8 protein-coding genes are annotated in these 15223 nt (G+C 54.3%); 1 reads left to right on the top strand and 7 read right to left on the bottom strand.

Annotated elements, in window-relative coordinates; all coding sequences use genetic code 11:
• Positions 1-156: 156 nt before the first annotated feature.
• From BUA44_RS06545 to BUA44_RS06520, 6 genes are all read right to left on the bottom strand, one after another.
• Entirely contained in the window at positions 157-1854 is a 1698-nt protein-coding gene (locus BUA44_RS06545) for a glycoside hydrolase family 11 protein (protein ID WP_072809984.1), read from the bottom strand.
• A gap of 219 nt (positions 1855-2073) precedes the next feature.
• The gene (locus BUA44_RS06540; protein ID WP_083579511.1) at positions 2074-3984 is read right to left on the bottom strand and encodes a glycoside hydrolase family 11 protein; all 1911 of its coding nucleotides are present in this window, start codon (positions 3982-3984) and stop codon (positions 2074-2076) included.
• 204 nt (positions 3985-4188) lie between these two features.
• Entirely contained in the window at positions 4189-6870 is a 2682-nt protein-coding gene (gyrA, locus tag BUA44_RS06535) for a DNA gyrase subunit A (RefSeq protein WP_072809980.1), read from the bottom strand.
• 18 nt (positions 6871-6888) lie between these two features.
• A complete protein-coding gene (gene surE / locus BUA44_RS06530; protein ID WP_072809978.1) occupies positions 6889-7683 on the bottom strand; it encodes a 5'/3'-nucleotidase SurE in 795 nt (264 codons plus the stop codon).
• Between the two features lie 71 nt (positions 7684-7754).
• Positions 7755-10445 carry a TIGR02171 family lipoprotein gene (locus BUA44_RS06525; protein ID WP_072810423.1) on the bottom strand — a complete coding sequence of 897 codons (2691 nt, stop codon included), beginning with the start codon at positions 10443-10445 and terminating at the stop codon, positions 7755-7757.
• A 5-nt stretch (positions 10446-10450) separates the two neighbouring features.
• A complete protein-coding gene (locus tag BUA44_RS06520; RefSeq protein ID WP_072809975.1) occupies positions 10451-13159 on the bottom strand; it encodes a TIGR02171 family lipoprotein in 2709 nt (902 codons plus the stop codon).
• Positions 13160-13241: 82 nt separating this feature from the next.
• Here BUA44_RS06520 and BUA44_RS06515 point away from each other — a divergent pair, with 82 nt between their 5' ends.
• Positions 13242-14000: a TrmH family RNA methyltransferase gene (locus BUA44_RS06515; protein WP_072809972.1), complete on the top strand. Its 759-nt coding sequence runs from the start codon at positions 13242-13244 to the stop codon at positions 13998-14000.
• Here BUA44_RS06515 and BUA44_RS06510 read toward each other — a convergent pair.
• The gene (locus tag BUA44_RS06510; protein WP_072809970.1) at positions 13974-15221 is read right to left on the bottom strand and encodes a PD40 domain-containing protein; all 1248 of its coding nucleotides are present in this window, start codon (positions 15219-15221) and stop codon (positions 13974-13976) included. The two genes, BUA44_RS06515 and BUA44_RS06510, sit on opposite strands and share 27 nt — an antisense overlap.
• Between the last annotated feature and the right edge of the window lie 2 nt (positions 15222-15223).

Here is a 15223-nt window from a genome sequence, read left to right as displayed (position 1 = left end):
ACTTAATTTAACTTTTAGAGGGGGGCTAGTCAATAGGGAAATGCGACACAAGTGTCTTTGAGCACACCTTACGGTGCTAAAAAAATATATCCCCGCCACAAGGCGGGGATAAAAAAGAACTTGAGAAGATCCCCGCCTTCGCGGGAATGACATCTGCTAGCGGTTAATGACGCGCACCTTCTTGAAGCCCTGGATATCCTTCACCATGTAGATGCCGGACTTCTGGAACTTGGCGGCGATAGCCTCGTTAACGCTCGTGCCAGCGGAGATTTCCACCTTGCCGAGGGACTTGCCCTGCATGTCGAACACCTGCACGGTACGGGCGATGTTGTTCATGCTGACCGGTCGGGCAATCACAGTCGTGCCTTCACCACCTTCGGAACCCGGTTCAGCAGTGGTGAACACCAGCTTGACGTCACTAATCTTGACTGTACCTGTAGCTTGTCCCAAATTGATGGCAAACTGAGCGGCATCATCAGAATCTTCTTCCATAGCAAAGATAAATGTGTATTCCTGTTCCGTAGTGGTGATGTCAAATTCCTTAGTGGCGTATGCACCCCAGGGGTCTACGGATTGTTGGAAATTAACTTCAATCTTGCGATCTACATCAGCGCTAGCCTTAAAGGACAACTTGTACTTCATGCCCTTATCAAGAGCCAGATTGTACTGAACAAGCTGCGGCTGGTAACTTTCTGTACCAATAGTGGTAACGTCTACCGTAGCCGTGCCACCAGAAACAGATGTCTTTGCAGCAGAGTTACCCCAGTTTGTACCCTGACCCAGGAACCAAGATGCATCTTGGCTTGTAGAAATCACGTTGCCGCTCGGGAAATCACCATCCTTAAGAAGGTTCACTGTGGTTTCGCCGACCAATTCAAACTTGGCGACCACATCCTTTTCCTTGTCCATGGTTACAGAAATGGTTTCGGTAGTGCCGGTAACAGCACCTTCCCAACCCACAAACTTCCAGCCTTCGTTAGCTTTGGCGGTGAGCTGAACAGTTGTCTTGGGAGCATAATAGTTAGCGCTCGGGCTCTTTGTCACAGTACCTGCAGCAGCCGGAGATGCAGTTACATTGAGGGCAAGTTCATCGGCACTGCCACCAATTTTCAGCAGGTTCTTCTTAACTTTAGCATAACCCCTTGCAGAGCCCGTATTTCCGGTGTAGGATTCAATTTTCATGGAAGCAACTTCATACAGTCTACCCATCTTCATACCCGCTTTAGCCCATTCGCTGAAGTGCTTGGAAATAGAAATGGTACCCTTGGTGCGATGCTGGCTCGGATTCGACGGGATGGACCAATACTGCTTAAAGGTGCTGGTGCCCGAAAGAGAAGGTTGCTGAATACGGTCGGTCGTATAGAAATCGTAGCTAATACCATCAATAGTTGCAGACCCAAACTTTTTACCGCCTGAGGTAGGATTGTAGCTTCCGCGATCCTGGACAATGTAGTATTCAATTTCATTGCTGAAACCACTGGGAATGTCCTGCTGGTCGTAATAGCCCCAACCATAGACACTGACATATTTCACGTTGTCGGAGGAGCTCCATTCCACATCAAATTCGGCGGTAATATTACCCACATTCTGTACGGTAACATTGGAGTTAGACCCCCAACGCTTTCCGGAACGGGCCAACATATTGATAGTACCACTCCACTCAACTTCGAAAGCACCACCATTTTCGGTGCTTGGGTGAAGCGTCATAGTTGCGTTACCGGCACCATTCTGGCTCCAGAGTTCGTAATCATAGCCAGAGCCGCTACCAAACTTCTGGGACGTGCCATTAGAGCAGTTAAGGGTAGTCTGCCCCCAGGAAATGGATGACGAAATTGCTGCTATGGCAATCCCCATCTTGATAATTTTATTAAAGCTCCTATTCATTTTCTAACTCCTGAATGTTTAGGTTTCTGCCCTAAAGATATATCTGTACACTCCAAATTGGAATACAATCAATAAAAAGGCGTTGTTGCAAAAAACAACGCGCAACGAGCAAAAAATTGCCGTTTTTAGCGAAAATTCCCCACTTTCGCAGGGAATCTCGTTCAGGAGTATCTGAAGATTAAGCGTTTTTTACGGAGTCACCTTCACGCGGAGGAAGGTCTTGCCCTGCTTCACAAGGTAGATGCCCGTATTCTTGAACTTCGCCTTGACGGCAGATGCAACCGTAGAACCGGCCGGCACATCAATTGCGCCAAGAGTGCGGCCCTGCATGTCGAACACCATGAACTGACCATCCATAGTCGCGAGAGCCTGGGTCATGAACGGGAGAGCATCTGTAGCGCTACTGCTGCGGTCCCAGTTCCACCCGCCGCGGCTAGAACTGGATTTAGCGCTACCGCTGGAGCTGGACTTGGCAATAGAAGAACTGGACTTCGGAGCCTCGTACTTGTCGGTCATGTCGAAGTAGGTGTAGTCCACGGAACCCGTAGCATTGCCACCCGCTTCGGTCATGAGCATCACTTCGGTCACGTTACCGAACTTGAGCGAAGCAGATCCACCGCCCTTCGAACCGCGAAGCTGCTTCTGCTGGCCGGTGAAGAGTTCATCCCACTTCTTGAAGTGGGCAGAAATGTCGATATGGCCACACTGACGCGGAGTCTCGCGAATGCTGAAGAACTGCACGAACGTAGAAGTGCCCGACTTGGAGGGTTCCTGCTGGCGGAGGAACGCGTGGATGGAGTACTTGGCGCCATCCACCGTGATTTCGCCGAACTTTTCACCCACATACTGTTCGTTCGGCTTACTGAACCAGTCGTCCACGATGTAGTATTCCGTTTCCGGGTTCTTGGTCCAGCCGTAAACGCCGATGTAACCGTACTGGGCGTTACCTGTCTTGGTGTACTTGTAATCGACTGCAAAATTCTTCGACTTGTGGTCGATTCCGTTGCCGTTGTACTGGTAACCCACGCGAGTCAGGTAGTCGCTAGAACCACTCCAGTTGGCCTTGAACGTACCGTTGTTATAGTAGGTCATCGAGGCGTTACCACCCTGATACCACTGTTCGTAGCCCCAGGGTGTTCCACTAATGGAGCCAACCTTGTTGCCGCTCACATTGTTGCCATTGCCAGGATGGCCCATATCTGTGGCCTTGCAAACATCAGTCACAACCGTCTGGCCACCACCCTGAGAAGAGCTAGACTTTGCCACAGATGAGCTGGACTTCGGCGCAGAACCGCTAGAAGTCGGCGACGACGTGGCATTGTCGACCATATTGAAGTAAGTGTAGTCCACGGAACCCGTAGCATTGCCTCCCGCTTCGGTCATGAGCATCACTTCGGTCACGTTACCGAACTTGAGCGAAGCAGATCCACCGCCCTTCGAACCGCGAAGCTGCTTCTGCTGGCCGGTGAAGAGTTCATCCCACTTCTTGAAGTGGGCAGAAATGTCGATATGGCCACACTGACGCGGAGTCTCGCGAATGCTGAAGAACTGCACGAACGTAGAAGTGCCCGACTTGGAGGGTTCCTGCTGGCGGAGGAACGCGTGGATGGAGTACTTGGCGCCATCCACCGTGATTTCGCCGAACTTTTCACCCACATACTGTTCGCTCGGCTTACTGAACCAGTCGTCCACGATGTAGTATTCCGTTTCCGGGTTCTTGGTCCAGCCGTAAACGCCGATGTAACCGTACTGGGCGTTACCGCTCTTGGTATACTTGTAGTCGACCGCAAAGTTCTTTGTTTTGTGGTCGATTCCGTTGCCGTTGTACTGGTAGCCCACGCGAGTCAGGTAGTCGCTAGAACCACTCCAGTTGGCCTTGAACGTACCATTGCTGTAGTAGGTCATCGAGGCGTTGCCACCCTGATACCACTGTTCGTAGCCCCAAGGGGTCCCATTGATAGACCCCACCCTGTTGCCGCTCACTTGTGAGCCGTTTCCTGTATGACCCATGTTGTCGTTGCAGGCATCAGCAGCGAAAGCCGATACCGCTAACCCCAGCGTCATGGCAAGGCCGATACCGGCCAAAGAACATTTCTTCATAATTACTCCTATAAAGAATCGATGCGATCCCTTATCTATAATTTATATTGAAAACGTTCTTTTCTTTTACACAAGATAAACAAAGCGTTGTTGTAAATTTCAACGCAGAATTTGTCAAAATTCGGGCAGTTTTTGTAAACTTTTTTCACGACAAAAGGCGCCCGGAGGCGCCTTTGTTAATATATGTTATATGTGTTGTCGGAGCTATTCTTCGGCGGGAGCTTCCGGAGCGGCATCGGCGGGGTCGACCTTCTCGACGGAATCGTCATCGACTTCCACACCCTGCACATGGTCGAAGGTTTCCTTCGCCTCGGCGCTATCCTGCTCGATGTCTTCCACGCTCGGAAGCGCGGTGGCGTCTTGCACCATGTCGCCGTCACGCAGGCTAATCGCCTTCACGCCCTGGGCATTGCGGCCCGTCAGGCGGATGGAATCGGCCTTGATGCGGATAACCTGGCCTTCCTTACTCGTGATAATCAGGTCGTAATCGTCGGCAACGCTATCCACGAACACGGCCGGGCCAATCTTGTCGGTAACGTTGAGGTTCTTCACGCCCTTGCTTCCGCGCTTGGTAACGCGGTAGGTGCCCGGTTCACTGCGCTTGCCGTAGCCCTTCTCGGTAATGGTAAGCACCTTGTTGCCTTCCTTGAGCCACAGGAGCGAAATGACCTCGTCTCCTTCGGCAAGCTTGATACCGCGAACACCATGCGTACCGCGGCCCATCGGGCGGAAGCACGTAATCGGGAACGTGACGGCCTGGCCGTTGCGGGTCGCAAGCATAAGCAGGTCCTTCGGAATCGGGCGGCCTTCGAGATCGTCGGCATCATCCGCTTCAGGAACCTCTGTCTCAGGCCCCTCGGCAAGCTCAGTGGCCTGATCGTCGCCCGCATTGAGCGAGGCCTTGTATTCCTCTTCGCTCATGCCCACGAGCTGCACCTTCACGAGTTCGTCACCCTCGTCGAGGGTAATGGCGTTCACGCCGGCCTTGCGCGGGCGGCTGAACAGCGTAAGGTCCATCTTGTTGATGATACCCTTCTTGGTCGCAAACACGAGGCAGAAGAAACCGCCGAACTTGCGCACAGGCACAATGGCCTGAACCTTTTCGCCTTCGGTGAGGCCCACGAAGTTCACAATCGGGCGGCCCTTGCCGTTGCGCGTGCCTTCGGGCAGGCGGTAAACCTTCGTCCAGTAGGCGCGACCCTTGTTGGTAAACACGAGCAGGTAACTGTGCGTGCTTGCCGTAAAGATCTGGTCCACGTCGTCTTCTTCCTTGAGGCCGGCACCGATAATGCCCTTGCCGCCACGGCTCTGGGTCTTGAAGGTGTCAATCGGGAGGCGCTTGATGTAGCCTTCCTTGCTCAAGGTAATCACCTGTTCCTCTTCGGCAATCAGGTCTTCGTAGTCACTGTCGTCCACAGATTCGCCGATGGTGGTGCGGCGTTCGTCACCGAACTTGTCCACCACCTCGTCGAGCCTCTTGAGGATAATCGCAATGCGGCGTTCGCGCTTGGCGAGGATATCTTCGAGGTCGGCAACCGTCGCGATGAGTTCGTTGTATTCCGCTTCCAGTTTTTCGAGGTTGAGGCCCGTCAACTGGGCAAGTCGCATATCGACAATCGCCTGAGACTGGATTTCGTCGAGGCTGAAGCGTTCCTGCAAGTTCTGCTTCGCGATTTCGGTCGTCTTGCTCGACTTGATAATCTGCACGACCTCGTCGATGTTCTGGGTCGCAATGCGCAGGCCTTCGATAATGTGCAGGCGGGCCTTCGCCTTCTTCAGGTCGAACTGCGTAGCGCGAGTCACCACGTCCATACGGTGGTCGATGTAAATCTGCACCAAGTCCTTGAGAGTCAACAACTTAGGCAAGTTGTTCACGAGAGCCAGGTTGTAGATGCTGAAGGTGGTCTGCAACTGCGTGTACTTGAACAGGTTGTTGAGGACAACCTCGCCCACCGCATCGCGCCTGAGTTCAATCACGATGCGAACATCCTTCGCAGATTCGTCGCGGATATCGGTGATGCCGTCCACGCGCTTTTCGCGAACAAGGTCCGCAATTTTTTTGCAGAGTTCGGACTTGTTCACCATGTACGGGATTTCCGTCACGATGATGCGCGGCTTGCCCTTCGAATCAATCTCGATGTCGGTACGGGCACGCACACGTACGCGGCCGTGGCCCGTGAGGTAGGCATCGCGGATACCCGCACGCCCGCAAATGATTGCACCCGTCGGGAAGTCCGGACCGGAAACGTACTGCAAGAGTTCTTCGCCCGTAATTTCCGGGTTTTCTGCCACCGCGTGGATAGCGTTCGCGATTTCGCGCAGGTTGTGCGGGGCCATCGAGGTAGCCATACCCACGGCGATACCCGTAGTACCGTTCACGAGCATGTTCGGGAGCACGGACGGGAGCACCAGCGGTTCGTCGAGGGTTTCGTCGAAGTTCGGGCCCATGTCCACGGTGTCCTTCTCGAGGTCTTCGAGCATCAGGGCGCCCATGTTGTTCATCTTCGCTTCGGTGTAACGCATTGCGGCGGCACCGTCGCCGTCGATGTTACCGAAGTTACCCTGACCGAACACCAGCGGGTAACGCAGCGAGAAATCTTGCGCCATGCGGACGAGAGTCTCGTAAACAGCGGAGTCGCCATGCGGGTGGTACTTACCAATCACGTCGCCCACGATACGCGCGCTCTTCACCGTCGGCTTGTTGGGCACCACGCCCAGCTTGTGCATACTGAACATCACGCGACGGTGCACCGGCTTGAAGCCGTCTCGTGCGTCCGGGAGCGCACGCGCCACAATGACGCTCATGGAGTAGCGGAGATAGCAATCCTGCATGTCCTTTTCGATAAGGCTCTTGAACTGCGTTCCTGGTACCAATTCTTCTGACATTCGTTATCCTCTTGGTGATTAGCCGTTTCCGGCCAACATCTCGTTTATCTTTTTCAAACTTTCTTCGTCGGTCTGGTCGATGCGGTGCGGCGTAACCGTCGCGTAGCCCTGGTGGAGCAGGTAATCGTCCGTATAGTCGGGCTGCCTGTCCCAGAGTTTTTCGCCATCGAGCTGCCACAGGCGGCCTTCGTTCGTGTAGTGGTCCGTAAACATGCCGCACGCCATACATGCAGGCCTAACGCCCTTGAATCCGTCAACATGCGCCTTCGGGAAGTTCACGTTCCAGAACACTCCCGCGGGGATATTCCTGAACATTCCCTCGCGCACGACCCGCACGGCAAAATCAATCGATTCCTGCAAAAGCGCATCGCCCCCATGCAGCGAAAGGGCTATTCCTGGAACACTCCAGAGGGCAGCCTCGCGGGCTCCGGCGACCGTGCCCGAATAAAGCGCGGACACGCCCGAATTCTCGCCGATGTTTACGCCCGAAAAGCACACGTCGAACTTACCCGGACCGGCCCCCTCGGTTTGTTCCAGGCCAAAAGCGGCATAGTGCCCGAGAGCAAACTTCACGCAATCGGCAGGGGTTCCGTCGACCGAAAACACCCTATAATCGCCCGCAGAATGGCATTCCTCGATACAGAGCGGGCGACGCAACGTAAATGCGTGAGAAACGCCGCTCTGTTCCGTTTGCGGGGCAAACACGAAAACCTCCCCACAGGGAGCAAGAGCACGCGCCAAAGCGTGCATATTCGCGCTATTCACCCCATCGTCGTTCGTGATGAGGATACGCGGTTTTCGAGGGCTTTGCATACAGCCCGAAATATAGAAAAATCCCTAAAAATATAAGGAAAATGAAAGAAATTTCACCCCGAAAAAAGCCCCTATTCAAGCGTTTTAAACAACGAATCCAGGCGTTCCGAAAGCTGCTTTGCACCCTCACGACCGAGATGGTCGGTATTGAACGCCATGCTCGATTTGTAGTCGTGATTACCCATCTTGTTTTCATCCAGGAACAGCACGTCCAGCGCCTTCGCGCGCTCCAGAAGTTCCTGCGCTACCGAGCGGCGCACCCCATAAACACCATACGCGCCCGTTTTCGCATAGCGCGGATTTTGCGGTGTCACGAGCAGCACGACTTCTATACCACGGGCACGAGCCTCCCCTACCAGTTTTTCGAGCGTAGCCATGTTGTTTACGACAGCGGGCAAATCCAGGCGGAACAGTGTAGAATCGTTCGATACCGAAGGTTCACCCCAGCCACCCGAGGGCAACAGAAATTCATCGAAACTGTAGGGCAACATCTGACCGGGCCGTGCCTTATACGATTTTTCAACAAGCGTTTCAAAGCCCTTCGGGAGCGAATCCACCCAAAAACCGTGAGACTCGTCGTACCTGAGCCCCGGGGAATTCTCGTAAATCGAGTTCCACGACGAATTCTCGGTCACCCACATGAAATCCGGCGAGAATTCAAGTACCAGGAACCGGAGTTTTGGCAAATGGCTGAACACGTAATGCTCCGTCAGGAATTCCATTCCGAAAATGTCTCCCGAAGAAAAAGCCATGTTTAGGAGATTTTCCGATTGCACGTAAGAGGCATTCACGCCGAACATCGCCCTCGAGGACCCGAGCACCACTGCCGTAACGCTATCGCGGGATTTCCAGAAATATTCCATCTTTACACGCAATTCCAGCCCGTAGAATTCCATCTGCGGCGTGAAATAAACTCCCGCGCTATCGATATCCAAATCGGGATTGACGACCGCACGATCATACGCATTGACCCATACGGCGGGGTGCCAGAGTTCCTCGCCGCACAACATTTCGAGCACATCGCCCGTGAATGCGTTCAAGGCAACCACCTTGCGATGCGCGCCATCGACATCCACCTGTGTCGCCACCACAAGGGAATCTGCACCGTATATCCATTCTGTATGGTCGAAAGTGTAGGGTGCAGGAGCCTTCGTAAAACGTTCCAGCGTTCCCGTACTATCGGCATAAAGAATCACCTCGTGCGTCGCGTAGTCTTCCCCCACAAACTTGCGGCCCGTCGTTCCCGCAAAATCCAGGAAGAGGGTTCGTTTCGACTTATCGTGCGAAAGGCTTGCATTGCACGCCTGTTCGCCGTTGTACCAGAGCGTATCATGCCCAGAAACGCGGGCGCGCAGGAGTCTCGCTCCGCTCACGGCAAGTTTTCCATCCCGGCTTATACCCCCGTGGTACGCGCCATCGAACAATTTCTCGGGCTCACCGAACTTGCCATCCGAAAAACGAACCTGCCACGTGCTCGCCTGCCTAAACGCAGATTCATCCTTGTTGTTGCCTGCATCGGTCACGAAAACAACCACCGTATCGCCCGATTCAAGCACGCGCCATCGGGGAATCGCCGCATTTTCCACATCGAGCTTTACGAGCCCCGAACCTATAGAATCAAGCGTTCGTACATACACGCTTGACTTGCCCGATACACCTTCAAGCCCCGTGCAAAAAGCAACGCGGTTCCCGTCGGGCGATATATCCGGATGGTACACTTCTATAGAATCGTCAATTTCTACCACGCGCGGATTATCGCCCGAATAGTCCACGAAGGCGAGTTTTCCCGTTTCGTCATCGCGGAACGCAATTTTTACTTTATTCGTACCCAACTCATGACGCATATCCATCGAATTTGCCAAAATCGACACGATGATGCTTTTCTGCTGTCCATCCCTGTTCAACCACATCGGGCTCCTTATCGGGCCAAACGCTAGCCTAAACCCCACATACTCCGCCTTCGAAACAGACGTGACCGTGTAGATGTCGCCACGGGAATACAGATGCATCGATGCGGCAGAATTCCTGTAGCTTCCGCCCTTCACGACACGCTCGCCAAGCACACCACCATCAATCCCGCCGACATAATCCGCAACCGGTTCCATACGGAACGGCACATACCAGTCGTTTACCCATTCCATCACGTTGCCCGCCATGTCACAGACCCCATTACCATCGATAAACGCGCTGCAGACCTCATGTGCACGGTAATCAGAATTGTCCGCATTCCAGCCCGAATCGGGCTTCCACCCACCACTTGCCGCATACACCCATTCCGCTTCCGTGGGAAGGCGATACGCGCTTACCGTCGGCAGGAACACGAGCCCCTCCAGATTCACACACGAGCCCTCGTTATCGAACGTGGTCCCGGTGTAGGTATAGGCCGTATCGAACCCTTCGGCAACACTCCGGCGGTTGGCATACAAGACGGCATCGTAGTAGGTGACGTTTACCGCAGGGAGCGAATCTCCGCAGTCCTTGCCCATTTCGGCGCAGGTAACCTCGTGCTTACCGATAAAGTAATCGTAATCGAACGACACCTGCATCGCAGGCCGCGCATGCGCAAGAGCGTTAGAGTCGTCCGTCCCCAGGGTAACGGATTCACCGAGTGCGTAAACCGGCACCATGCTGGCAAGGTCGAACGAATCCAGCAGGGACTTGCGGGCAGCCCCTTCCCGCTCACCAGATGCGCTTGCGGAATTCGAACACGCCCCAAGCACCGCGAACGCAGCAAACAGCAGAAAAACCAACACCCCTTTCATCGCAATCACTCCATCTGTCTTAGCACATAATAGACACGCGATGTAAGAATCGCAGAACCCACGTAGTTGATGTGGTCGTAATCAAACCCTACTTCGAGCGGATAATCGTGGTCGCCCATCTTGTTCTCGTCAAGGAACCTGAAATAGTCCTCGCGAGCATCGTATGCATGAACTTTTTCGAAGAATTCCTTCGCCTGGCTGCGTCTGAGCCCGTAGCGCCCGTAAGCTCCCGTTTTCTTGTAGCAGGGGCATAGCGGGGCAGTCACACCCAGAACCTTCACTCCACGGTCCTTCGCCATGTTCACGAGGTTCACGAGCATTTCCAGTTCCTGGTCAAGCGTTTTCGAAAGGTCGCTATCCGTGGTATCGTTCACGATTTCCGTCGACGACAAATCCTTGTCCCAGCCATGTTCCCCGATAAGCTGAATCCACCCACGATAAGGGGCAGCATTGTTGTAATCGTTGTCCGCGCGGAAGTTGTTATCCACCATCTGTACAAATTCATCGCTCACGCCCTCCTTCCAAAAACCGTGATAGGCATCGTAGGCAAAGCCGGGCACGTACTTGATATTGTTGTCGATATTCCATTCCGTATCATCAATCCACCACATATCAGGGTCAATCCCGACCACAACGAATTTCAGGTTCGGGGAATGTGGCAACACATAGTTCGAAAACATGTAGTACGAAGCGTTCATGTCGCAGGGGACCGTTCCGAAATTGAACACGTAGTAATCTTCCATCTGCATGGGGTTCACGCCAAACAACATGCGGGAATTACCAAACACGACAACCTCAATGGAATCGTGGTTGTGCCAGAACATGTGCATCTTGCCGGCCAACACGTGATTTTCCTTGCCCTCCACAAAGTAGAGGCCGGCACTGTCCGGATTGAGCGACGACTCACCCGAAACATCCATCGGCAAAGCCCAGAAGGCGGGGTGCCAGATTTCTTCGCCTTCAAGGAGAACGACTGACTTGCCACTGTACGAATCAACCATCGCGATACGGGCATGCCTGCCGTTTGCATCGGTAAGCGAGGCGACAAACATGTGGTTTGTCCCCTGCATCCATTCGGTATGGTCAAAGGCATAGCCCTCGGGAGCCATCACGTAGCGCACCAAGCGACCCGCACTATCCGCCACGAAGGCGACCTCGTGCGCACCGTAGGATTTCCCTACAAAGTCAGTACCCGTACGCGAGGCAAAATCCAGGAACAGCGTCTGTTTGGAATTGTCCTTACTGAGCGAAGCATTGCACGCCTGTTCGCCGTTGTACCAAACGGTATCGACCCCCGCCACGCGCGCACGCAACAATCTCGCACCACTTACCGCAAAGGAATTGCCATCGCTCACGCCTCCGTGATAAGCACCGCCGAATAATTTTTCGGGCGTGCCGAACTTTCCTTTCGAAAAGCGAACCTGCCACGTACTCGCCTGCTTAAATACAGATTCGTCCTTGTTGTTGCCCGCATCGGTTACGTAAACAATCACCGTATCGCCCGATTCAAGCACGCGCCATCGGGGAATCGCCGCATTTTCCACATCAAGCTTCACAAGCCCCGAGCCTATGGAATCCAGCGAACGCACATACACGCTAGACTTACCACGAACGCCTTCAAGGCCCGTGCAGAACGCCACCCAGTTTCCATCGGGTGAAATATCCGGATGGTAAACATTGAGCGTATCCTCAATTTCGGTCACCACGGAACCACCCTGAGTATAGTCCACAAACGCAAGGTTGCCCGTTTCGTCGTTACGGAACGCGAGTTTCGCCTTGAACGTGCCCGCCCACCTGCGGATATCCATCGCCCCCGCAAGCACCGACACTACCGAATTCACCTGCTTGCCATCCTTGCCCAACCATACCGGAGATTCGATTGCACCGAACGCAAGCCTGAACCCGACGTAATCAGACTGCGATGCAGATGTGACCGTGTAGATGTCACCTCGCGAATAACGGTTAATCGAGCCAACGGCGTTCCTGTAACTGCCACCTTTCACGACACGTTCCCCGAGAGTCCCGCCATCAGGGGCTCCAACGAAATTGTGGACTGTCGTATCGCGCAAGGGCGTAAACCAGTCGTTCACCCATTCCATCACGTTGCCCGCCATGTCACACAGGCTATCCTCGCCAACAAACGACGTGCACACGTTCTGCAGTTCAAAACCGGAATTGCCGTTGTGCCAGCCTTTCTCCGGATTCCAGTTGCGTTCCGCCGCATAGACCCACTCCGCCTCTGTCGGCAATCGGTACGCCATCACCGAAGGCGAAAACACCAGCCCGTCCAGATTCATGCACGAACCGAACGCGTCGAATGTAGCCCCGGTATAACTGTACGCAGTATCGAAGCCTTCCTCAATACTGCGCTTGTTGGCATAAAGCACCGCATCGAAATAAGTAACCCTCGTTGCAGGCAGAGAGTCCTCGCAGGGGCGGCCCATTTCGGCACAAGTAATCTCGTGGGTCCCGATAAAAAAGTCGTAATCAAAAACAACGCGCATCGAAGGGCGGTCCTTCAGCGACGCAGACGAATTGTCCGTCCCGATAGAAACCTTCTTCCCGAATGAACGGACGAGCGACATATCCTTGAGTTCAAAGGAATCGAGCGGAGAAATCCTGTTTTGTTCTTCGCGTTCCCATTCAGAAACGGAATTGGAACAGGAACACAAAAAGCAAAGACAAAAAACAACAAACGGAACTAAAAAACGCATACCCTAAAATATACAAAGAATAGGGGCAACAAAGCAGGCGAACACACACACCGCGCTCCCATTTTTTCTAGTTTATTCCCCGATGTATACGGAACCGAAATTCCTCGCGATGAAAGAGACCTCCAAGGCCAAGCGCATGGCGGAACTCCTGCGCGTCATCATCTTGCAACTGGGCGACGACGTGCCCCGCGCTAGGCGTGAATACGAGACATACGCCGGATGGATGAAACTCCCCGAAGCAGAATGCCTCACGGGCAAGAACCAGGCGCAGATGATTGACCTGTACAAGACATTCCGCACGCGGGCGGGCCTCGGGTTCGAACGCGATGTTTACCTAGAGCAGGAACCGGGGGACCGCGATGTCGCGAACGAAAAACCGATACAGTTTGCCGTGCTGGTACATAACCTGAGGAGCGCCTTCAACGTAGGTTCCATCATCAGGAGCACGGACTGCTTCGGGCTCGAAGGAGTCCACCTGAGCGGCTACAGCTGCGGACCCGACCACGTGACCGTCAAGAGCGCTGCCCGCGGGTGCCAGGAATGGATTCCCATCAAGCGCTGGGACTCGCCCTTCGATTGCGTGAAGTGGCACAAGGAAAACGGCTACGAGATTATCGCGCTCGAAACCGGCGAAGATATCCCGAGCATAAACGATGTCAAGTGGCCCGAAAAAGGCCTGATTATCCTCGGGAACGAAGAACTGGGAATTGCCCCCGAACTGATGGCAGAGGCGACCATGAAGGTGACCATCCCGATGGCTGGCCGCAAGGCGAGCATGAACGTCGCCGGTGCGTTCGCCATTATGGCATTCTGCCTACGGAGCCGTTGCGGCAGGGGCTGACGATTTCTCGTTGTTCAACGCCTTCACCGCTTCGGTCAGACGGTCAATGGCCTGAATAAGTTCATCCATCTTGGCTTCGCTCACGCCACCCGCAACGGCGGCACCGACCGCAGCCTGGGCCGCAGTCTCGACAGCCTTTGTCGCTCCGGTCGCTGAGCCTGTCGAAGCGTTCACCGGCACCTTGCCGAGCCAGATATCGGGCCAGCGGTCGTTACCCGTGTGGTAGGTAATGCGGGTCGCCGTCTCTACCGGTTCGCCAATCTTCCAGATGTATAGTTCGTAGTCGAACAAGTCGTGGTCGTGGCCCTTGTCGGTAGCACCCCACACGAGCCACTTACCATCGGGCGAAAGACGCGGGAAGTATTCGTGACTGCGGCGGCCGGGCAAGTCCATTAACTTCACGTTCTTCGGGATGCCGAAGAAGCCGACCTTCTCGATCTGCTTGCCGTCCTTAGCAGAGAACCACAAAATTTCGCTCGGGGCGGCCGTGCCGCCGTTACCCGTCGGGTTCACGCGGTAAATCTTGCTTCCGTCGAAGTTCCAGTCAATCTGGCAACCGTCGCCGGACTTGGTCCACTGGGCCTTTTCCAGGTCCCACACACCCGTCTCACGCATGGAACCGCGAAGCGTAATCGCCAAATGCTTGCCATCGGGGCTCATGTTCGGTTCCTGCAGAATCACGCCAGACTTCTTGAAGGCGGCCTCGCCATCCAGAATCATCTTTTCGGCCTTGCTCGCGAGGTCCATCGTAAAGACCTTCCCTGCGCGGCTAAACACGATGGACTTGCCGTCGGGCCTCCAGGTGCCCCACGTGGCATTGTCCACCACCTTGCGGGCATTTTCGCCGGAGATGTCGACCATCCACAGGTCCCACTTTTCAGGATAGTTCGCGTCGTTCTCGGGAACCCAGCCGCCCTTGCTGCGGTTAAACAGCACCGTGGCGCCATCCGGAGAAATCCTCGGGAACCAGTCCACATTATCGCCCTGCGTCAAGGCACGTGGGTTCGTGCCGTCGGCATTCATAATCCAGATATCGTGATGCGAGTTTGCACGGCTCGTCGCCCAGACAATCGCCCCTTCGAGTTTTCCCTTCAAGGCATTGAGGGCTTTCTGCTCATCTGCAGTCGGGTCAACGGCAGCCCCTGTCGGGGCGCCCTGCTGGGCAAAAACAGAAGTTGCGGCAAATGCCGCACAGGCGCAAATCTTCACAATCTTATTCATGC

Origin of the sequence: Fibrobacter sp. UWR3, assembly GCF_900143055.1 — a bacterium.
Taxonomy (GTDB): Bacteria; Fibrobacterota; Fibrobacteria; order Fibrobacterales; family Fibrobacteraceae; genus Fibrobacter.
This window is presented reverse-complemented; position numbering and strand designations above follow the sequence as displayed.